General features: G+C 39.0%; 20 protein-coding genes. 14 read left to right on the top strand and 6 right to left on the bottom strand.

Annotated features, from left to right (window positions below):
- The first annotated feature begins 360 nt into the window (after nucleotides 1–360).
- Nucleotides 361–1,083 (top strand): globin family protein, encoded by a 723-nt coding sequence (locus tag IQ230_RS09535; RefSeq protein ID WP_193931776.1) that lies wholly within the window; start codon nucleotides 361–363, stop codon nucleotides 1,081–1,083.
- A 70-nt stretch (nucleotides 1,084–1,153) separates the two neighbouring features.
- On the opposite strand, the gene hpxO is transcribed toward IQ230_RS09535, so the two are convergent.
- The 3 genes from hpxO to uraH all read right to left on the bottom strand — a co-directional run bounded on the left by hpxO (nucleotide 1,154) and on the right by uraH (nucleotide 4,773).
- A complete protein-coding gene (gene hpxO / locus IQ230_RS09540; protein ID WP_193931777.1) occupies nucleotides 1,154–2,311 on the bottom strand; it encodes an FAD-dependent urate hydroxylase HpxO in 1,158 nt (385 codons plus the stop codon).
- A gap of 108 nt (nucleotides 2,312–2,419) precedes the next feature.
- Nucleotides 2,420–3,850 (bottom strand): uracil-xanthine permease family protein, encoded by a 1,431-nt coding sequence (locus tag IQ230_RS09545; RefSeq protein ID WP_193931778.1) that lies wholly within the window; start codon nucleotides 3,848–3,850, stop codon nucleotides 2,420–2,422.
- Nucleotides 3,851–4,410: 560 nt separating this feature from the next.
- A complete protein-coding gene (gene uraH / locus IQ230_RS09550; protein ID WP_193931779.1) occupies nucleotides 4,411–4,773 on the bottom strand; it encodes a hydroxyisourate hydrolase in 363 nt (120 codons plus the stop codon).
- Between the two features lie 259 nt (nucleotides 4,774–5,032).
- On the opposite strand from uraH, the gene IQ230_RS09555 reads away from it, so the two are divergent.
- Nucleotides 5,033–5,494 (top strand): helix-turn-helix domain-containing protein, encoded by a 462-nt coding sequence (locus IQ230_RS09555; protein WP_193931780.1) that lies wholly within the window; start codon nucleotides 5,033–5,035, stop codon nucleotides 5,492–5,494.
- Nucleotides 5,495–5,776: 282 nt separating this feature from the next.
- Here IQ230_RS09555 and IQ230_RS09560 read toward each other — a convergent pair whose 3' ends face one another.
- Entirely contained in the window at nucleotides 5,777–6,253 is a 477-nt protein-coding gene (locus tag IQ230_RS09560) for a helix-turn-helix domain-containing protein (RefSeq protein ID WP_193931781.1), read from the bottom strand.
- Between the two features lie 620 nt (nucleotides 6,254–6,873).
- On the opposite strand from IQ230_RS09560, the gene rfbF reads away from it, so the two are divergent.
- The 12 genes from rfbF to IQ230_RS09620 all read left to right on the top strand — a co-directional run bounded on the left by rfbF (nucleotide 6,874) and on the right by IQ230_RS09620 (nucleotide 19,609).
- Nucleotides 6,874–7,650, top strand: a complete 777-nt coding sequence (rfbF, locus tag IQ230_RS09565) for a glucose-1-phosphate cytidylyltransferase (RefSeq protein WP_193931782.1) — start codon at nucleotides 6,874–6,876, stop codon at nucleotides 7,648–7,650.
- A 231-nt stretch (nucleotides 7,651–7,881) separates the two neighbouring features.
- Entirely contained in the window at nucleotides 7,882–9,096 is a 1,215-nt protein-coding gene (gene lhgO / locus IQ230_RS09570; RefSeq protein WP_193931783.1) for an L-2-hydroxyglutarate oxidase, read from the top strand.
- Nucleotides 9,097–9,107: 11 nt separating this feature from the next.
- Nucleotides 9,108–10,136, top strand: coding sequence for an NAD-dependent epimerase/dehydratase family protein (locus IQ230_RS09575; RefSeq protein ID WP_193931784.1), 1,029 nt, complete (start codon nucleotides 9,108–9,110; stop codon nucleotides 10,134–10,136).
- A complete protein-coding gene (gene rfbC, locus IQ230_RS09580; protein ID WP_193931785.1) occupies nucleotides 10,133–10,684 on the top strand; it encodes a dTDP-4-dehydrorhamnose 3,5-epimerase in 552 nt (183 codons plus the stop codon). Before IQ230_RS09575 ends, rfbC begins: the two co-directional genes overlap by 4 nt.
- Entirely contained in the window at nucleotides 10,684–11,994 is a 1,311-nt protein-coding gene (locus IQ230_RS09585) for an NAD(P)H-dependent oxidoreductase (RefSeq protein ID WP_228054714.1), read from the top strand. Before rfbC ends, IQ230_RS09585 begins: the two co-directional genes overlap by 1 nt.
- A 262-nt stretch (nucleotides 11,995–12,256) precedes the next feature.
- Nucleotides 12,257–13,390 (top strand): glycosyltransferase family protein, encoded by a 1,134-nt coding sequence (locus IQ230_RS09590; RefSeq protein WP_228054715.1) that lies wholly within the window; start codon nucleotides 12,257–12,259, stop codon nucleotides 13,388–13,390.
- A gap of 92 nt (nucleotides 13,391–13,482) precedes the next feature.
- Nucleotides 13,483–14,376, top strand: coding sequence for a sulfotransferase family protein (locus IQ230_RS09595; RefSeq protein ID WP_193931787.1), 894 nt, complete (start codon nucleotides 13,483–13,485; stop codon nucleotides 14,374–14,376).
- A 41-nt stretch (nucleotides 14,377–14,417) separates the two neighbouring features.
- Nucleotides 14,418–15,146, top strand: a complete 729-nt coding sequence (locus tag IQ230_RS09600; protein ID WP_193931788.1) for an acyltransferase — start codon at nucleotides 14,418–14,420, stop codon at nucleotides 15,144–15,146.
- 301 nt (nucleotides 15,147–15,447) lie between these two features.
- The gene (locus IQ230_RS09605; RefSeq protein WP_193931789.1) at nucleotides 15,448–17,184 is read left to right on the top strand and encodes a GMC oxidoreductase; all 1,737 of its coding nucleotides are present in this window, start codon (nucleotides 15,448–15,450) and stop codon (nucleotides 17,182–17,184) included.
- 302 nt (nucleotides 17,185–17,486) lie between these two features.
- Nucleotides 17,487–17,795 carry an RNA recognition motif domain-containing protein gene (locus tag IQ230_RS09610; RefSeq protein WP_099700809.1) on the top strand — a complete coding sequence of 103 codons (309 nt, stop codon included), beginning with the start codon at nucleotides 17,487–17,489 and terminating at the stop codon, nucleotides 17,793–17,795.
- A 262-nt stretch (nucleotides 17,796–18,057) separates the two neighbouring features.
- Nucleotides 18,058–18,699 carry a hypothetical protein gene (locus tag IQ230_RS09615; RefSeq protein ID WP_193931790.1) on the top strand — a complete coding sequence of 214 codons (642 nt, stop codon included), beginning with the start codon at nucleotides 18,058–18,060 and terminating at the stop codon, nucleotides 18,697–18,699.
- A 58-nt stretch (nucleotides 18,700–18,757) separates the two neighbouring features.
- On the top strand, nucleotides 18,758–19,609 hold the full coding sequence (locus tag IQ230_RS09620) for a pentapeptide repeat-containing protein (protein WP_193931791.1): 852 nt from the start codon (nucleotides 18,758–18,760) through the stop codon (nucleotides 19,607–19,609).
- A 363-nt stretch (nucleotides 19,610–19,972) separates the two neighbouring features.
- On the opposite strand, the gene IQ230_RS09625 is transcribed toward IQ230_RS09620, so the two are convergent.
- Both IQ230_RS09625 and IQ230_RS09630 read right to left on the bottom strand, forming a co-directional pair.
- Nucleotides 19,973–20,446 carry a hypothetical protein gene (locus IQ230_RS09625; RefSeq protein WP_193931792.1) on the bottom strand — a complete coding sequence of 158 codons (474 nt, stop codon included), beginning with the start codon at nucleotides 20,444–20,446 and terminating at the stop codon, nucleotides 19,973–19,975.
- Entirely contained in the window at nucleotides 20,410–21,168 is a 759-nt protein-coding gene (locus IQ230_RS09630) for a DUF262 domain-containing protein (protein ID WP_193931793.1), read from the bottom strand. The genes IQ230_RS09625 and IQ230_RS09630 overlap by 37 nt, the downstream gene beginning before the upstream one ends.
- Nucleotides 21,169–21,469 lie beyond the last annotated feature (301 nt).

Below are 21,469 nucleotides of genomic sequence, written 5' to 3' on the forward strand. Positions count from 1 at the left end.
CCCCAACTACTGCATTCAGGGTTGATCTTCTCATTGCCACTGCACTCGATTTAATTAATCCCGTGCATTTGAAAAACTGGTTTACTCACTGTTGCTACTGTGCCTCATAAAACTGCAATAGGCTGTATTTAGTGTTGCATGTGGTTATTTATACGGTTATTTCGCTTTCTTATTCGTGCCGTTTAAAAATTATCCGTAAAATTCAGGAGGTTATTAGTAATTTATCAAGGTATTACTAAAATAGGTAAATTGACATCTAAACATTAAGGCTATTTGGATTTAACCTAATTGCTTATTTGACAGAATCTTTTTGCTGAAATAATTCTATTTTTTAACAAAAATAAAGTTTGGTGATAAAGTATGTCTCTTCAGGTTGAAGTTTTAGAACAAAGTTTTGAACGTGTTAAACCTCATGCTAATAAGTTTGCTGCTAGCTTTTATAATAATCTGCTGACTGACTATCCTCAACTTCAGCATTTGTTTGCCAAAACTGACATGGAGCAGCAGCACCAAAAATTAATTATGTCTTTGATATTAGTGATTGGAAATCTTCGTAACCCCGAATATTTAAAGATCACTCTCAAAAACCTGGGTGAAAGGCACGTAGGCTATGGCACACTACAGCAACACTACCCTATGGTAGGTGCAGCGTTGTTAAAAACCTTTGAATCTTACTTGGGCACAGACTGGACACCAGAGGTCAAGCAGGCGTGGGCAGATGCTTATGGAGTACTTGCTGAGATGATGTTGGAAGGAGCAGAAGCTACTGAAAAAATATTGATATCACCAAATGTACCTCAACTGAATACCGAAATGCTTGCCAGTCCGCAAGGATCAACATCCGATGCATCAAGCCAAAATTACTCTCAAGTGAAATATCGACTACAAAATGAGCCACAACCTTACATTCAACCTGTAGAGAGTAGCGATCCGATATCTGTTCCACCTACTACGTCAGGTCTAGATTGGAAGCTCATCATGCTTGCTATTGCAATAGTTAGCTTGCTAGGTCTTGGGATTTTCTACTATTCCAACTCACAACAAAATAGCAATCGTTCTCAAAGTAGTTTATTACTGAAGTAATTCTATGTTGGATTTTGTGCGTTCAAGCAAAAATTATTTTGGTTGACTCCACCATAGGTAACAAGGCACTTTAATGTAATGGTCCTGCCAATATCACCTTAGAAATTGCACTGGTGACATCTGTTGGGTCTTCATGCGCGAGTTGTTGATACCATTTGTGAGTAATATCAGGATCGACACCGTGAATCATTTCTGCTCGTCTGCGCGCCTTCTGAACAACAGCACTTGTTCGTTCCTTGCGTTCTGCTTCGTATCGCTGCAAGGCATATTCTACACCCATATTAGTTGTGAGCAGATATTGCGTTAAGACAAGTCCATCTTCCATTGCTTGACAACCACCTTGCCCTAGATCAGGACAGGTTGCGTGAGCAGAATCTCCTAGAAGAGCAACTCTACCGCGCACCATACCGTTTATCGGTCCAACATCATGAATTTCAACGCGGTTTGTTTTTGATGGATCTAATCGCTCAATGAGTAACTGAACAGGTTTTGCCCATCCCTGAAAGTGTTCTGCTAGGTCACTATTGTAGTCTGGTTTGACAGGCGTGCCTTTGGGTAGAGGTACATCAAAAAAGAAATAAAAGCGATCGCGTGCTACAGGCATCATCGACACGCGCTTGTGATCTCCTACATAAATCGCCCAACTATTCTTAGGTGCTAAATCTTCACTAGCAGATACCAAACCGTTCCAGTTAACGTAAGTGCCATACTTGGGTTGAATTTCTTCTCCCAAGACATACTGCCGCAACATTGAATGAATGCCATCTGCTGCAACAAGCAGATCGCCCGTGGCACGATGTCCATTTTCAAAAATGGCGGTGACACCTTGCGCATTTTCTTCTACCCCAATGCACTTGTGATTAAGCTTCACTTCACCTGGATAGGCATCTAACAGCATTTGTTGCAAGTCTGTCCGCGCAACAGGATAAGGACGCTGTCCGACTTCTTCAACTAAGGGTTGTAAATCGATATCATTGAGCAATTCTCCTGTTTTAGTTAGGTACTGCATGCGATCCATTTGTCCGCCGATTTGAGCCATTTTCTCACCCAAACCAAGACGATTAAGGACTTTGACTCCGTTAGACCAAAGCGAGATTCCTGCACCTGCAGGACGCAATTCCCTAACGCGATCGTAAACTTCTACCTCGAATCCTGCTTGACGTAGTGCAATTCCTGTCGTTAAACCACCGATTCCTGCACCAATAACTACAACCTTGAGGTTATACATTGTGTTTGCCTCCGCTGACAATGAGTTCTTGTAGTCTTTATATGATTGAATTGTGGGATATTTTGATTCGTTGCGTGCGATCGCGTCGGGTATCCTCTTTATGAAGTTCTAAGCTTCTGAAGCTAAGTCTTCAGAACTCATTTCTTCTGCACTACTTTCACTTGCTTCTTGGGGTAGCAACCAGTTTAAGGCGATCGCAGTAATTCCACCTGCTGAAATTCCTGATGAAAAGATACTCCTAACTAAGGTTGGCATATTATCAAGAATTTCAGGCACATATGTAACACCTAACCCAATTGCTAGTGATGTCCCAACGACAATTAAAGCGCGGCGATCTAGCTTGACTGACGAAAGAATATTAATACCTGCGACAACAATGGAACCGAACATAATCACAGTCGCACCCCCCAGTACAGGCTGAGGTAAACTGCGAAAAACACCACTGACTAGAGGAAACAAACCAAGTAAAGCTAGTATTGCTGCTATGAAATAACCAATATAACGGCTACCAACTCCTGTAATTTGAATAACACCATTGTTTTGACTAAAGGTTGTATTCGGAAATGTATTGAATAAAGCAGCAATGAGTGAATTCAATCCATCTCCCAACACTCCACCTTTGATGCGACGGATATAAATACTACCTTTGATCGGTTCACCTGACACTGCAGATGTTGCAGTTAGATCTCCAATTGATTCAATTGTTGTAATTAAATAAAGCAGAATAAATGGAATAAAAGCAGCAAAGTTAAAACTCAGTCCATAGCGGAATGGAATTGGTGCTGCAATTAAAGGTAAACCTTCTAGACCACTAAAGTTAACCATTCCTAAGAAACTAGCCACAACGTAACCTACAATTAGCCCAGCTACAACTGAACTCATCCGCAAAATCGGATTTTTACTTGTATTGAGCACAATAATTGTAAGTAGTACAAGTCCGGCTACACCCAAGTTTTGAGGAGTACCAAAAGTATTGTTTCGCTGTGCAATTACCCCGCCGCCGATGCTAATGATGGCTGTTTTGATCAGTGTTAGACCAATGATGCTAACAATTGTCCCTGTGACAAGTGGAGTAATAATTTTTCTGACCAAGTGCAGAAAGCGACTTAAGATAATTTCAACAAATGAACCAAAGAAGCATAGACCAAATATTAGACTAAGCGCGTTTTCAGTTGTTCCTCCAGCCTCAATCACTGCTGTTCCTGCAGCAATAATTGGTCCTAAAAAGGAAAAGCTTGTTCCCTGAATACTTAGTAACCCAGAGCCAATTGGCCCAATTTTTCTTACTTGAATAAACGTTGCAATTCCTGATATAAACAGTGACATGCTAACGATATAACCAGTATTTACTGGATCTAGCTGCAACGCATTACTAATCAAGAGTGGTGGTGTAATAATACCCACAAAAACTGCTAGTACATGTTGTGCTGCTGCTAATAAAGCTTCAACAAATGGTGGTTTATCATTTAGACCGTAAATTAATCCGTTCGTAGGTTTGACGTTAACACGTTCTTCAGATCTAACTTCAGCTTTTGCCATTTTAAGTTAATACTGTATCAAAAAATTGAGATCATCTTTTTTTGGTTGGCTACATAACAGTAGCTTGGTAGACATTTTTTGTATCGCAATAAAGTACTGTTTGAATAATATTGCTAAAATTCCAATCTGTTGTTTCAAGCTAATTATTAACCTTGAAAATTTACAAAATTATGGCAATTTAAATGTCAGCACTGCTAGACATTACTGCATTTTCTGCTTAGAATGCATATCATTGAGTTATTTAACAAATTTAAGCTTCAGTGTATTCTGTATACTGCTATAACAGTACAGATCATAAGTTATAACTATGTTTACCTGTTTTTTTGTATTTAAAATAACAAAACTTGCGTTACTTCGTAAAACTAATTGTGCAAATCCTTGCTAGAAGCAGTACTTAGAGATATTAGCTAGCCAATTAATAAAACAAAATTGCGGAGATTAATTGCAGGATTGACATAGCAGTTTTTTGTTTAGAAGCGAACAAGCTTGGCGAAGCGTTAGGATTGCGATCGCTTTAAAATTATTAAGACTTTATCGTCATTGGCATTTATTTTCAGAATTTAGCTACCGCGATAAGTACTGTATGACCAAGGAGAAACTAGTAAGGGAACGTGATAATGTGCTACAAGGTCAGCAATACCAAATTGAATAGGAATACGATTGAGAAAAGGCGGATTTGGTAAATTATCTAAAATTTTTGCAAAATAATCATGTACTACGAAAACTAACTCATAAGTACCGACTTTGAGTTCTTCATCAGATAACAATGGTACGTCGGTGCGACCATCATGGTTAGTTGCGATCGCTTTGAGCAGTGTTTTTTGTCCAGATTGAGTATCCACCAGCCACAGTTCAACGCCCACATTGGCAGCTGGACAGCCGTGGGCTGTATCTAAAACATGAGTAGTCAGTTTACCTGCCATAATCTTGAAGCTAACCCTATTCAGCCAATGTTGCTGAATTTAAGTTTAGTACAAGAATAAAAATGCAGTGAGTGATACATTTTTTGTGCCAATAGGCGATCGCAAACCTAGATTCGCGTGAAAGTAGCTCATACGCTACTCCTGAATAAATCCATATCGACAAGTTTTGACGATCAAAAGCACAATGTGGTTTGAAGTAGTACTGTAGATTGAAGTATTACTTTGGTGCAGCCATCTGACAAAGAACGCAATCTCTTTTATGCCGAAACGCTTAACTGTAAAAGCCCACCTCACCCTAGAAGAACTAGAAAGATGCTATCGTCAAGCACGAGATACTGTCGAACTAACGCGTTATCAAACTATCTGGCTATTAGCACAAGGTAAGCAGACAAAAGACATTGCCGCTGTAGTTGGCTATACTCCTAATTCAATTCGTCGCCTTACTCGTCAGTATAATCAACATGGACCAGAGGTGCTCAGAAACCGCCGTCGTAACCAACCTGGGGCACCCACTTTGCTCACAAAAGGGCAACAAGCTCAACTAGCCCAAGCTTTGCAAAAACCTGCGCCTGATGGAGAAGCATGGAACAGCCGTAGGGTAGCTGAATGGATGAGCAAACTTCTCAAGCGTCCTGTTGCAGTTCAACGAGGGTGGGAGTATTTACGCCTTCTACAAAAGAGCATAGAGGTAGCCCAACCTCGTAACAAGACAGAAGTATAAAAACTTAATAACTTTTGAATTGAAATTTAATAGAGTTGGGCACCAATAGAATCACACTTTCTCAAACAAAATCTGTTGTTTAATACAGAACGAAAACTCAGTGACCGTGGAGACACCATTGATAGTTAATTCTTGCAAGATCATAATACTTATGTAAAAAAAATTGAAATTAGCTTTGAGGACAGATAAAGTCCGGTAAATTATTTGTAGTTAAGCTTGTAATTCTAGTTGCAAGTAAAACAAAGAAGTATCACGCTAACTCTAAATAGGCTTTTTCTGCTCTCAGCAGTTGTGTTTGTTCGCTTTTTTCCACTGTTTTTGCTGCGTAGATGTCTGCAAAAAGTTTATGCGACGCAAGATTTCCCATCCCCGTTGACGGCTGATCCGTTTTCCAGTTAACTCACTTAGATAATCGGCTACTTCACGCCCATTCCACAATTTTTCGTCAGGAGACTTGCTTTGAAGAACTTGCCAAAGCTGTGCTTGCTGAAAATCACTAATTAGTGTAGGTGCACCAGAGTTCTGTTGGCGGCGATCGCTTAAGGCTTCAGCACCGCGATCGTTGTAGGCTTTGACAATTCCATAAATACGGGTACGAGTATATCCTGTTACAGCAGCAACTGCTTCACTTTTCCAACCCCTTGCTATTAGTAAAATTACTTGATAGTGACGGCTTTCAGTAACATTTGAAGCTTGACGATAGCGACGTTCCAACTCTTCTAGATTGAGATGCGGTGCAAGTGTTAAACGTTTTGGCATAGTTAAGGTCGTTTGACTCTGCTTTTGTCATAAAAGATTATTCGGACTGAATAAAACCTAAACTTATCTGTATCGACAAGCTTCGGTTTTTCAAAGAGTATGTGAGCAATGATTTCCGGTTAGATTTGAATCGTTAAGAGTATTACTAACCGAGATGTACAAAGGAGGATGCTAACTCAAGTAAGAAACAGTATTTGGTAGCAGTAAGTGATGTTTTAAAAACTATTATTGCTAACTCATTTTAGTTTCTTTTGAATAAAAAACAATTTTTAGGCAGCTCACATCTACTCATCACTTTCATCCTTATTCTGTTGAAATTTAACAACATAGAAGAATTTAAGGTTTCTACATAGTCAAGGAGGAGAAAATATTTTTTGTTAATCTTAGCTTAGAGCTAGATGAACTTTAACTGTAAATGTAAATATCTTAACTCTCCAAATATTGCAATAATAATTTGCGTACATGACAGTCGCTCGTTATAACTGCATTTTTGATATCGAGCTATTAATTTCATGTGAATTTTTAATGGCAGAAATCTATTTTTTTCATTTGACCTGAATTTTATAAATTTCAAATATACCACTTACAAAACACTCTACTCATTTAAATCTTGTTGTTTTATGAAAGCAGTCATTCTTGCTGGCGGGCTTGGCACTCGCATTAGTGAAGAAACCTCACTTAAGCCAAAGCCTATGGTAGAAATTGGGAGCCGTCCTATTTTATGGCACATTATGAAAATATATTCCACCTATAACATTAATGATTTCATTATTTGCTGTGGCTACAAAGGCTATGTAATTAAGGAATACTTTGCAAATTACTTTTTGCATATGTCTGATATCACTCTTGATGTACGTTTCAATCAAATGAATATTCACTGTGGTTATGCTGAACCTTGGCGAATCACGCTTGTAGATACGGGTGAACTAACGATGACTGGTGGACGACTTCTGCGAGTCAGAGAACATATTGGCAACCAAACATTTTGTTTCACTTATGGAGATGGAGTCAGCAGTGTCAATATTGAAGAACTCATTAAATTTCATAAACAACAACAAACCTTAGCAACATTAACTGTAGTCCAACCACCAGGACGTTTCGGCGCAGTCTGTTTAGAACAAGAGCAAACCAAAATCAGTAGTTTTCAAGAAAAACCAGGAGGAGATGGTGCTTGGATAAATGGTGGTTTTTTTGTCTTAGAACCTGAAGTTCTTGACTATATTGCAGATGACTTTACTGTTTGGGAAAAAGAACCACTAGAAAAATTAGCTTACATGCAACAGCTATCTGCTTTTAAACATACTGGCTTTTGGCAACCAATGGACACGTTACGAGATAAAAACTACTTAGAGAATCTCTGGAAAAATGGTAACGCTCCTTGGAAAGTTTGGCAGTAAAATACCACCATCTTAAGATTTAGTTTTAATAAAGCGATCTCATTTCTTTTAAACTTAGCAGGCAAATTCAATGTTTATAACAGGGTTCTTAGTTGGTTTTGCTACTGCTTTTATTAGTTCGTTTATACTTTCTGTCTTGATTATGAGTTTATTGAGGTTTAATTCTCAAGTACCTAAAGAATCAAAACGTCATCTGTATTTAGGGAAGAATATGTCAAAGGAAGGGGAATAATGTATGATTTCGCAATTATAGGTGGAGGTATTGTTGGTCTTTCCACAGGTATGACTATAGGTCAACTATACCCAAGTGCACGCATTCTAGTTTTAGAAAAAGAAAACAGTTGGGCGTTACATCAATCAGGTAATAATAGCGGTGTTATTCATTCTGGGATTTATTACAAACCAGGAAGTTATAAGGCAAAGTTTTGTCATGAGGGTAATCGTTCTTTAGTAAAATTTTGTCAGAATTACGAAATTGATTACGAAGTGTGCGGTAAAGTTATTGTTGCTACTGTTAAAAAAGAATTAGGATTATTAGACAACCTATATAAACGGGGTTTAGAGAATGGTTTAAATGTTACTAAAATTAGTGCAGAAGAAGTGCAGGAAATTGAGCCTTATGTACACTGTTTGGCAGGTATTAAAGTATCAACTACTGGAATTGTTAACTATAGACAAGTTTGTCAAAAATATATTGTTTTGATTAGAAATCAAGGAGGAGAGCTTTGTTTTAATACTAAAGTTAGAAAAGTGCATGAGATTGGAGAAAATCTTGTACTTGAAACTAATCGTGGTACCTTTGAAACTCGCTTTTTAATCAACTGTGCTGGCTTATATAGCGATCGCATAGCAAAATTAGGGCGAAGTAATCCCAAAGCTAAAATTATTCCGTTTCGAGGAGAATACTACGAACTCAAACCAGAAAAGCGCTATCTCGTCAAAAACTTGATCTATCCTGTTCCCAACCCAGATTTTCCCTTCCTTGGTGTCCATTTCACGCGTACGATCGCCGGAAGTGTTCATGCAGGACCAAACGCAGTCCTGAGCTTTAAGCGAGAAGGATACAAAAAAAACGACTTTGACTTACGTGATTTTACAGAAATTATCACCTACCCAGGTCTTTGGAAACTAGCAGCAAAGTATGCTGATCAAGCTATTGAAGAAATAATTCGCTCGTTTAGTAAAGCAGCATTTGTCCGCAGCTTACAAAGATTGATACCAGCAGTGCAAGCAGACGATCTCATTCCTACCCATGCAGGAGTTCGCGCTCAAGCGTTAATGAATAACGGCAACCTCGTAGATGATTTCTTGATTGTGAAAAGTCAACACGCAATCCATGTCTGCAATGCACCTTCGCCCGCAGCGACATCTTCGCTTGAAATTGGGAAAGCGATTGCTAGGCAAATTCCTGAACAGTCTCATTTAAAAACCAGAGTTAGTGTATAAATCTTACACACATGAAAATACTCATCACTGGAACAGAAGGATACATCGGCTCTTTGTTAGCCCCAATATTAATGAAACGCGGTCACGAAATTCTGGGGATAGATACTGGATTTTATAAAGTTGGCTGGTTGTATAATGGTACCGATTTGACAGCCAAAACCTTGAACAAAGATATCCGGCATATTTCTAGTGAAGATCTTCAAGATGTTCAAGCTGTCGTTCATATGGCTGAACTTTCTAACGATCCAACCGGACAACTCGCTCCTAATATCACCTACGATATTAACTACAAAGGTTCAGTACGTCTAGCTTCCTTGGCTAAAGCAGCTGGTGTACGCCGCTTTATTTATATGTCTTCGTGCAGTGTATACGGTGTTGCTACTGATGGCGATGTAACAGAGGAAACTCCTGTCAATCCACAAACAGCCTATGCTGAATGTAAAACGCTCGTAGAACGAGATGTCAAAGCGATCGCTAATGACGGTTTTTCGCCAACGTTTGTGCGGAATGCGACAGCTTTCGGTGCTTCTCCCCGAATGCGCTTTGATATCGTCTTAAATAACTTAGCTGGATTGGCATGGACGACAAAAGAAATCAAAATGACAAGTGATGGTACTCCCTGGCGTCCGTTAGTTCACGTACTAGATATTTGTCAGGCAATCGTTTGTACGCTTGAAGCCCCGCGTGACTTGATTCACAATCAGATCTTCAATGTCGGAGATACCACCAATAATTATCGAGTTAAAGAAATTGCTGAAATTATTGCAGAAGTTTTCCCTGAATGTCAGTTGAGCTTCGGGAGTAATGAGGCAGATAACAGGAGTTATCGCGTTGCTTTTGAAAAAATTCATCAGACACTACCCGAATTTAAATGTGAATGGAGTGCGCTGCGTGGCGCGCAGCAACTGTTTAATCTATTTACTCAAATTGATCTATGTAGTGAAACCTTTCTGTTTCGAGGACACACGCGCTTAAAACAATTGGAGTATCTCATTCGCACTCAGCAAATCGATCGAGATTTCTTCTGGAGACAGTCATGAAATTCATCAAAACGAAGCTCAAAGATGCATTCATTATTGACGTAGAACAACGACAAGACCATCGAGGTTTTTTTGCACGAACCTTCTGTGCGCGAGAATTTGCAGCGCATGGTCTTAAACCAGTTGTTGCACAAGGCAATCTATCTTTCAACTATAAAAAGGGAACAGTGCGGGGAATGCATTATCAAATTGCCCCAGCCCGCGAAGTAAAGTTGATTCGCTGTACTCAGGGTGCGATCTATGACGTCATTATCGATATGCGTCCTGATTCTCCAACTTTTTTAGAACATATTGGCGTAGAACTAACCGCTGAAAATCGTCGGGCTTTATACGTACCAGCAATGTGTGCCCACGGCTATCAAACTCTCGTTGATAACACTGAGGTAGTGTATCAAGTTAGTGGATTTTATGCTCCAAACCATGAGCGTGGTCTGCGCTATGACGACCCAACCTTTAGTATTGCATGGCCTCTCCCTGTTAGTGAAATTTCCCAGAAAGATATGGCTTGGTGTTTATTTCAATCTTTTTTTATAGGAGTTAAATCGTGATGATTGTCGATAGGGCACTGCAAGCCCGTGCTGCCGCTGACAATCCAATTAGAGTTGGTATGATTGGCGCTGGCTTTATGGGGCGAGGAATTACCAATCAGATCGTTAACTTTGTTCCTGGAATGGAGATAGTCGCTATTGCTAATCGCCATCTAGAAGGCGCTCAGCAAGCTTATACTGAGGCTGGTGTAGAGGATGTCCAAGTAGTTTCAAGTGTTAGTAAGTTAGAAGATGCGATCGCTGGTGGACAATATGCAGTCACTGAAGATGCACTATTGCTGTGTCAAGCGGAAGGGATTGATGCACTCATTGAAGTAACTGGCACAATTGAGTTTGCTGCGCAGATCGTGATGTCCGCGATCGCCCATCGCAAACATATGATTCTCATGAACGCAGAACTTGACGGCACAATTGGTCCGATTCTTAAAGTGTATGCCGATCGTGCTGGAGTTATTCTCAGTGCATGTGATGGCGATCAGCCTGGCGTTCAAATGAACCTCTACCGCTTCGTCAAAAGCATCGGCCTCACTCCACTATTATGCGGTAACATCAAAGGACTCCAAGACCCTTACCGCAACCCTACAACCCAAGAAGCGTTTGCTAAGCGCTGGGGGCAAAAACCCCATATGGTAACGAGTTTTGCTGATGGTACTAAAATTTCTTTTGAGCAAGCGATCGTTGCTAATGCGACAGGTATGAAAGTAGCTAAGCGCGGTATGCTGGGCTACAACTACGATGGTCATGTTGATGAGATGACCAAGATATACGATGTTGAGCAACTACTCGAATGGGGCGGAATTGTAGATTATGTCGTTGGTGCGAAACCGAGTCCTGGTGTATTTGTGTTTGCCAGTCATAACGATCCTCAGCAATGTCACTATTTAAACCTGTATAAGTTAGGTGAAGGTCCACTTTATAGCTTCTACACGCCATATCACTTGTGTCACTTTGAAGTGCCGTTGTCAGTCGCGAGGGCTATTATATTTCAAGATGCCGTCATGACTCCACTAAGCGGATCTTTAGTAGATGTAGTTGCAACTGCCAAAACTAACTTAAAAGCTGGAGATGTACTTGATGGCATTGGCTACTATATGACCTATGGGCAATGTGAAAACTCCGACATTACTCTACAGCAAAACTTACTACCTATGGGCTTAGCTGAAGGATGTCGCTTGCTGCGAGATATCCCCAAAGATCAAGTGCTTACTTACAACAATGTGGAATTACCTTTAGGTAGACTTTGTGATGATTTACGCGCCCAACAAAACGCTTATTTTACCCTATCAAAATCTCCTGCCCGTGTTGCATAGCTTTTGTAAGCTAAATAAAGCAGAAGCAAGCTTGATTTCTCTCAGCAATATTTCTATATAAAAGCTCAGAATCACTGTTCTAACTGACTTCCAACCCTGAGCCAAAGGTTTGTGAGATCTCTACTATACCCAACACTAAAATTCAATTATCTGAAAACTTATCTGATGTTCTGAACTAGATGCAAAATATTAATGTTTGGCAGACGCAGTATAACTTTATACTTTAAATACTTGATCTAGAACTGAAGTAAAGCAGGTTAATATGAGCTTTGATCAATGCTTTATGCTGGCACCAAGTAAAATCAGAATTTTACTCATTGGCGACGTCATTGGGGCGTATCGTTCTCAAACTTTGATTAAGTTTTTACTTGACTCTGGCTGCTGTGTTTCATTAATTTCTCCAAAGTTTTATTCAAGACCGTACCAAATACCTTCCATCAAGAAACGTATTCTTGAATTCTTACTAACTGCTGAGTTTTATTTAAAGGCTTACTTTGCAGATGTAATCTATGTCCTACCTATAAATAACCACTTTATCGAAAGGACAATTCGAGTAGCCAAATTTTTTAACAAGAAATTAATTGTAGAGATGTACATATTATCTTACGATACTTTTGTAGAAGATAAGAAGAAATACTTACCTAATAGCCCACAAGCTAGACGAATAGCCGAGATAGATAGGCTTGCCCTAACACAATCAGACTATATTGTTACTCCAGCAAAGTATCAACTTAAACACTGGGAAAAACAATTAGATATTAAGGTAAATCCAGACAAAGTTTTTATTGCTCCTATTTTTAGTAATAATATACTGCAATCTAGAAGAGCATTCATGCAAGATGGTCAATTAAAAATTTGTTGGTGGGGAAACTTTATTCCTCTCCATGGATTAGATAATATTCTTCAAGGTCTCCAAATTTTAATAAAAAAAGTGCATTTTACTTGCACATTATTTGGTGTCGATAGTCCTTTGTTTGAAGTATACGAAAACAAAATTCATTCATATCAACTTGAAAATTACGTTGTTTTGAGAAAAGATTTAAAATTCTCAAATTATTCTTTGCCTTTGTACTTAATTGATAATTGTGACTTGGCATTAGGCATTTTTGGTAATACAAAAAAAGCATACAATGCTGTGCCTAATAAACTAATTGATGCCTTATCGATGGGTATACCAAGTTTAACAATGAAATCATCAGCTTTAGAGGAATTTTTTGAACCAGAAGATTTCTGGACGTGTGAACCTTCACCTGAATCTATAGCTCATGCAATATATACAATTGCAAATAACACTGCTCCCCAAATTAACTGGGAGCAAACTCGTCAGAAAGCACTAAGAATTTTTAATCCTATTCAATATCAAGACATTATCAGTCACATTTTGCACACAGTTTAGTTAATTAATGTAAACCAAACATTTGAAAAGGCAAAAATCACAATCTAATTTTTTACAGATGATACTAGTGCTAAATCAAAATAGATTGCTTTATGTCTCTACCTAATTTTTTGATTGTTGGTGCAGCAAAGTCTGGAACAACTTCACTTTACGAATATTTGAAAGCTCATCCACAAGTTTATACAAGTCCAATTAAAGAGCCTAAATTCTTTGGATTAGAAGGAGAACAATTAAATTTTCAAGGACCAGACGATGCAAAGGCAAATCACACCATTATTACTGACATCAAGTCATACCAATCGCTGTTTCAAGGTGTTTCAAATGAGATAGCAATTGGTGAAGCATCTCCGTGGTATCTCTACCTTCAAAAAGCTCCTATCCAAATTTATAAATATGTGCCTCAAGTAAAAATAATTGCTATTTTACGCAATCCCGTTGATAGAGCATACTCTAATTTTTTGCATCAGTGTCGATTTGGTGCTGAACCAGTAACTGATTTTGCTCTGGCACTTCGCGAAGAGAAAATACGAATGCAGAGTAACTGGAGACCTTTTTGGTATTATAAGCAACTAGGATTTTATTATGTTCAACTAAAACGTTATTTTGAGTTATTTGATCGCAGTCAGATAAGAATTTATCTTTATGAAGAGTTGTGCGATCGCCCGCTTTTCTTGCTAAAAGATATCTTCCAATTTTTAGGAGTAGACGATCGCTTTGTCCCTGATGTATCCAAAAAACATAATGTCACCTTTATTCCTAAAAGTCATCAATTCTCTACCATTCATGCTCAACCAAATCTCATCAGTTTTATTCAGCGCTTACTTCCAAACACAATCAATCAGCACCACACTAACTTCAAGAAATCATTGGTACCACTGTCGTTAAAAGTACGAAAGCAGCTTATTGCAGAATATCGCGTAGATATTTTACAGCTTCAAGAACTCATCCAGCACGATCTTTCTCAGTGGTTAACTTGCGACCACTAAGTACGTACGACGAGATATTACTGACTATCTAGAAATTAACTATGATACCTGCGTTACCTCAGCGTATTTGGTCTCGTTTTTCCCATGCCAAGCGATTGGCTAGCGTGCACAGCATTGTCTTAACCAAATGGTCGATGTTTTGGATGCAATTTGCTGGATTAAGTTATTTAGGACGAACTGCAACTTGGATTGCAACTTGGTTTGCTCCACCTTACAAAGAACGCCGTCGTTTGGCTCGTTACAACTCAAAAGGCTATGTTGCGCCTAGTGCAACTATCCATCATTCTCATCTGCAACTCGGCACGCATATTTTTATCGGCGATCGCGTCATTATTTTTCGTGACACCAATGGCGGTTTAGTAGAATTAGCTGAACGCGTCCACGTGCATAATGATACTTGTATTCAAACAGGTGATGGCGGCAGCCTCAAGATTGGTTCTGATACGCACATTCAACCCCGCTGCCAATTCTCCGCGTATAAGGGACACATTGAGATTGGTTGTGGCGTTCAAATTGCACCAAACTGCGCTTTCTATCCCTATGCTCACGGTATAGCCCCAAAAGAGTTAATTAAGCAACAACCGTTGCAGACAAAAGGAGGCATTATCGTTGATGACGACGCCTGGTTAGGTTTCGGTGTCATTGTCTTAGACGGAGTCAGAATTGGCAAGGGTGCTGTAGTTGGTGCTGGTGCTGTTGTCACCAATGATGTACCTGATGGCGCGATCGCAGTAGGTGTGCCAGCGCGGGCGATCGCTATGCGCAGTTAGACAAACAAAGTCCATCATTTATGAGTGTCGAGTGTTGAGTTTAAGAGAGTTATGAGTGATGAGTGTTGAGTTATGAGTTTAAGAGAGTTATGAATGTTGAGTTACGAGTGAGAAAATCTTTAGAATTCAAAACTCTTTCACTAGCCACTAGTCACTACTCTTTAGAACTCAAAACTACAAAACTCAAAATAATTGCCTCCGGCACCTTTCTTCGCTTGCCAAAACTCAAAACTTAAAACTTTGTTTAGGTAGCCCCGAAGGAAGTCGGAGGACATTTGTAATTCATTGAGTAAAAACAATTATGTTAATTGATACATTGATGTTACCGGAAGATACTCTGATTGAGAGTGATGTTTGTATTGTTGGTGCTGGTGCTGCTGGCATTACACTAGCGCGAGAATTGCGCGGTCAACCATACAAAATTTGCTTGCTAGAAAGTGGAGGATTAGACTTTGATGAAGTTGCGCAATCACTTTATCAGGGTGCAAATGTAGGTGTTCCCTACTTTCCTCTAAGTGAGTCACGCGCTCGATATTTTGGTGGTTCTACTAATCTTTGGGGCGGTACTTGCCGACCACTTGACGACATTGATTTTGAATACCGCTCATGGATGCCTTATAGTAGCTGGCCTTTCACTAAGGCAGAGTTAAACCCGTACTACGAGCGATCGCAAAAAGTTTGTGGGTTGGAACGTTTTGATTACGAGTTTGCTGATTGGGAAAACGATTTAAGACGCCAGCATCGTTTTAATCTGCCACTATCACAAGAGCGAGTTGTTACTTATATTTTTCAAGTCATGTCGCGGGAACGGTTGCGCTTCGGTGAAGTTTACAAAGCAGAATTTGAGCAGGCAGCGAACATTAACATCTACCTTCATGCAAATGTTGTAGACATTGAAACCAACGATACTGCTAAAGCTGTAACGCGGCTACGTGTTGCTAATTTAGCAGGTCACAAATTGTGGGTATCAGCAAAAATCTTTATTCTCGCGTGTGGTGGAATCGAGAATCCCCGCCTTTTGCTAGCCTCAAACAGCGTTTGCAACAACGGATTAGGAAATCAGTATGACCTTGTGGGGAGATTTTTTATGGAGCATCCTTATATTAGATCAGGTAAAGTTTTATTGACAAAGCCAAATGCTTTATATCCCACAGGTCCGCAGCAAAAGATTCAAGTTGCCCAAACTCGTTTATTTACAGCCTTAGCTCTTTCTAAAACAGTTCAAGAACGCGAACAAATTCTCAATTTTGCGATTAGACTCGTGCCGATTGTTCCAGAATGGCTGAAAGCTTTGCAACGCCTTAAGAGTCGAGATTGGCAGAAAAAGGGGCTTGACGATCGCTTATCTGCTGTTGTTGGTGACTTGAGCAAACTTATTGCTAATCTAGATGAGGTCATTGCGCGAATTTGGGTAAAACAGATTAAACATCCGCCATTTCCCCAGCAATTTTTTGAAACTCACCTGATATCAGAGCAAGCTCCTAATCCTGATAGTCGCGTTATGCTTAGCTGTGAACGTGACAAGTTAGGAATTCCTCGAATTCAACTAGACTGGCGTTTGAGTTCGATCGACAAGTATACAATTTACCGATCGCAGCAGTTAATTAAAGAAGAACTAGCACAGACTCGGCTTGGGAGCATGCAAATTGAACTGGCAGATGATGCTTCCTGGCGATCGCTCCTCGAACGCTCGCAGCAGATTCTTGATGAAGCGATTGCGCGTTCTGATTCGCGTCAGCTTGAAATCGTACTGCATGAAGATAAATATTGGCAATCGCTGCGCGGTTCCTACCATCACATCGGTACAACCCGCATGAGTACTAACCCCAAACTTGGTGTCGTCAACGCAGATTGTCAAGTTCACGGAATTAGCAATTTATATGTCACCGGTAGCTCTGTTTTCCCGACAAGTGGTCTTTCTAATCCGACACTGACTATTGTGGCGCTAGCGATCCGGCTTGCTGACCACATTAAAGATCAAATGCAAGTTGGAGTCTATCAGGAAGCGATACCGTTTTGCTATCAAGTAAATCCATAATTGGCTTTAAGATGTTTGGTGTTAGAGGCAATTTTGATCTTTAATATTTGGAAGTACGATCGCAGGATTTTTTAAACATTAAATAACTATATAAATATGTTGTTTAGTTTGTGCAGTTTTTACATTTGTTTCTGCTTTGCATGTAGTAAAAGACAGAAATAATATGCTATTGTAGAAAGACATGAGAGTAAAATTCGGTTGCAGCGTTTGTTTTTAGAATTGATGGGCTTTTTCCTTTTAGTTTTGACAGGCTTCTCTCCGAAATCTAGATCTCTACACCTTTCTGATTTAGGAGATAAAGTATGTCAGTTTATGTAGGTAACTTATCCTACGAGGTTTCACAAGAAGACCTCAGTGCAGTTTTTGCAGAATATGGTTCTGTAAAGCGCGTTCAGCTACCCACTGACCGTGAAACAGGTCGGGTGCGTGGCTTTGGTTTCGTAGAAATGGATACAGATGCAGAAGAAGACTTAGCAATTGATGCGCTAGATGGTGCAGAATGGATGGGTCGGACTTTGAGAGTTAACAAAGCAAAGCCCAGAGAAGACAGAGGCTCATTTAATGGCGGGGGCGGAAACCGCAGAAACAATAGTTTTTCGGCTCGCTACTAAACATAGCAAACTAGTGCAATAGCGCAGCACTGCTGGGTTCACCTTTGGCGTTCCCGAAAAATAGCGCAGACTGCATTAGTTGTGAAAACCAAATTTAATATTTAAGAGGCTTAGGCAAGTTGCTTGAGCCTTTTTTTGTATGAGTGTCGCATATTGTGTAAGTATCTAACTGCATCAAGCTAGCGTTTCACGATTTCAGAAGCACAAAGTGTAAACTCAGATGTTGCGATCGCAAAATTCTAAAATGACGGAGATTTAAATCTTGGGTATAGAATTACGCAGTTATGTATTTCTAGACAGGTTGCAGCCTCAGCACGCAGCTTATATGGGGACAGTAGCTTTAGGGTTTTTGCCCTTGCCAGGTGACGCCTCACTTTGGATTGAAATTTCGCCAGGTATTGAAATTAACCGAATTATGGACATTGCTTTAAAAGCTACCTCTGTACGTCCAGGAGTGCAAGTTGTCGAACGACTTTACGGGCTTCTCGAAGTTCATTCGAGCAAACAAGGCGATACACGAACGGCAGGTAAAGCTATTTTAGATGCATTAGGTGTCCGCGAGCGAGAGCGGCTCAAACCTTACATTATGTCTAGCCAAATTATCCGCAACATTGATCCCCATCATACGCAATTAATCAATCGTACCCGCAGAGGACAAATGATTTTGGCAGGACAAACGCTGTATGTACTAGAAGTTCAACCAGCTGCTTACGCTGCTTTAGCAGCAAATGAAGCTGAGAAAGCGGCTTTGATTAATATCTTAGAAATTCAGGCTGTTGGTAGCTTTGGACGTCTCTATTTAGGTGGAGAAGAAAGAGACATTTTAGCAGGTTCGAGTGCTGCATTAGCAGCAATTGAAAACGTAGTTGGACGTGAAAACCCTGCAAGTGGGCGTAAGGAATAGCCTTGTGTTTGTTAAAGTTGAAAGTTGGTGCTGCTTGATTGACTGAAGGAGAATTTGGATGGCGAATATCGAGCATCTTGCATTACTACAGCAGGGTGCAGTAAAGTGGCTTGAGTGGAGAAAGAAAAACATCCAAATAAAACCAGACCTTAGCGAAGCTGATTTAAGTGAAGCAAACTTTAGAGGTGCCAATTTAATCGCAGTCAACCTCCGCAGAGCCGATCTCAGCAAGACTAAGCTGATTGCAGCTAACCTCACTAAAGCTAACTTAAGCGCAGCTAATCTCAACAAATCTGAACTCATCGATGCTAATCTGCAACAAGTCGAACTTGTCGATGCTCAGTTAACAGAAGCTCAGCTAACTGGAGCCAATTTGAGCTATGCCAATCTTATTGGAGCCGATCTCAAAGGCGCAGACTTAAGACGAGTAGATCTAAGTCACGCCAACTTAATTGCAACTGAGTTGCGATGGGCTAACTTAAAAGAGGCAGATTTAAGTGCGGCAGACTTAAGACGCGCTAATCTCAGTTATGCTAACTTAATGGCAGCTAATTTGAGCCATGCGAACTTGAGTCATGCGAATCTTTATGAAGCTGAGTTGATTGGTTCATACTTGCATTTAGCTCATCTTGAGCAAATTAATCTCAGTGAAGCTCATCTCAACGGTGCTTATATGTTCGGCGCTAACCTTAGCAGGGCAAATCTTTTCAAGGCTGACTTGCGATGGACGAATCTCAGTAAAGCTAATTTTGCTGGTGCTGATTTGAGTCGGGCTAATTTTACTGGTGCTAACTTGAGTCGGGCTAATTTTACTGGTGCTATTCTAAATCAAGTTAACTTTACAGGAGCAAACTTGAGTCGGGCTAATTTTCAACATGCAGTGATGTCTGATAGTACAATCTGCTATTAACTTGTCGCTTCAGTATATTCTTTGTTCTAAATTATTTGACAATTTAAATAAATTAAACATCAACTTAGCAGGTATTTAAAACTCTTATGGCGTAAAAGTTTTATTATTTTTGTCCTAGTTTTTGTTACCACAACCTAGTTAATAAATTCTGTGTCTAGTTCGCAAAATGTGGTAATATACTTATCCTGTAAGAAGTTTTGTTTTAATTTGCCTCTAAACAAATAGTAGTTAGAAGCTTCAGCAGCCGATTGATTTGTGCGTATTTTGTCCTGCCCAAGTACCATATTACCAGATTGAGTGGCAATTTAGGATTTAGATTCTAATATTAAAACTTGATTTCAGCAAAAATAAAAAATTGATGAATTAATCCTCTTCACTATAGAGAAAAATAGAATTATTATCTATCTGTATATCAGGATATAAACTAATTAATTCTTTTGTTACATGGCAGTAGTAGTTTTCTATAGGAATCTCAATAAATTTATCGCGTGTTAAAATAGCAAATAAGTATTGAAATAATGAAACACTACGTGGAATTTTATTATATGAACTTGAGTTAATTTCTGTTTTGGTTTTTTTAATAATTTCTCCAATATTGTTTTCTTTTTTTGCATGAGTAACAAGACTATATAAATTATCACAAAAACGGTTCATGTCTTTTGGCTGTAACTCATCAGGAATTTTACCTTTTTCAAATAGCTTATTAATTTTGCAGGCTAACTGACGTTTTATTTTTATATCAGAATAACTATTCTCTTGAATAATGAGAGAGGTTTGTTCAAAAGCTAGAATAAGCGTATCTAGTTGTTCAACGTTTGCTTTAATCTGTGCTGCCAAACGTAATCTTTTCCAGTCAATTTCAAAAATTTTAATTCCCAATTAATATCTCGGTCACTAAATGCTTTATCAAGATATTCTAGACTATAAGCTCTAACACCTTCTTCTAAAAAAAGTAAAAGTTGGGCTACCATCTCAACATCTTTCATTTGCTTTTTAGATTTTCGATCAATCATTGGAAAACTTCCGCCGAGATAATCAAACATCCAGCTAGTTAATTCTTCTACAGTGGTAATAAAATCTCCGTTGAACTTTGCATGACGCAGCTCCTGAGGGGTTGATTTAATGACATTACGATTAATACGATCAAATATATTACTAATTATTTTTTCGTCAGATGAGGGTATGTATTCTATAGCAAATTGATATTTCCAAAAATCTTGTCTAACTTCGGTATCTAAATCTTTAAAATATTTGCCGCGAAATCTTTCAATTGTAGCTTTCTCATACACAGGAAACTCATTGCTTGCAAATTCAAATAAAGTAGATAATCTTTGTTTTCCATCAACTATACTAACCTTGGATACTCCTGAAGGAGTAATTTCTTGGTATATAAATATTGCAGGTGCAGGATAACCATTAAGTACAGTATCGACAAAAAAATCTTTATAGTCTTGATTCCAAACACTACGTCTTTGATAAGGTGGATCAAGCTCAAGGAGATTTCTATTATAGAGATCCCAAAACCAAGAGATAGTTTGAAAGTTGATTGTCCTACTCATGATAGTTTTTTTATGGGAGAGTATGTTTTGTATTTAATTTATCATATTTATTTACTGAGTTTTGCTTTAATCAAAATTTCATATCCAATTAAATTAATTTCAAATTAGCTTGATTATTTATAAGAAAGAACAGTAATAAAACTGACTTATATCGAGGTTTGATAATAAAGTAAAAATATTTAATTGTTTGGTGTGCTAACATAACAAATCCACTTACTAATTCATGTTTTTGCAAACAAAAATGAAAGTCCTTGTTTATATATTCTCTAAATACCTTCGGCAAGGTTAACATCACCATATT

The organism is Gloeocapsopsis crepidinum LEGE 06123 (genome assembly GCF_015207655.1).
Taxonomy (GTDB): domain Bacteria; phylum Cyanobacteriota; class Cyanobacteriia; order Cyanobacteriales; family Chroococcidiopsidaceae; genus Gloeocapsopsis; species Gloeocapsopsis crepidinum.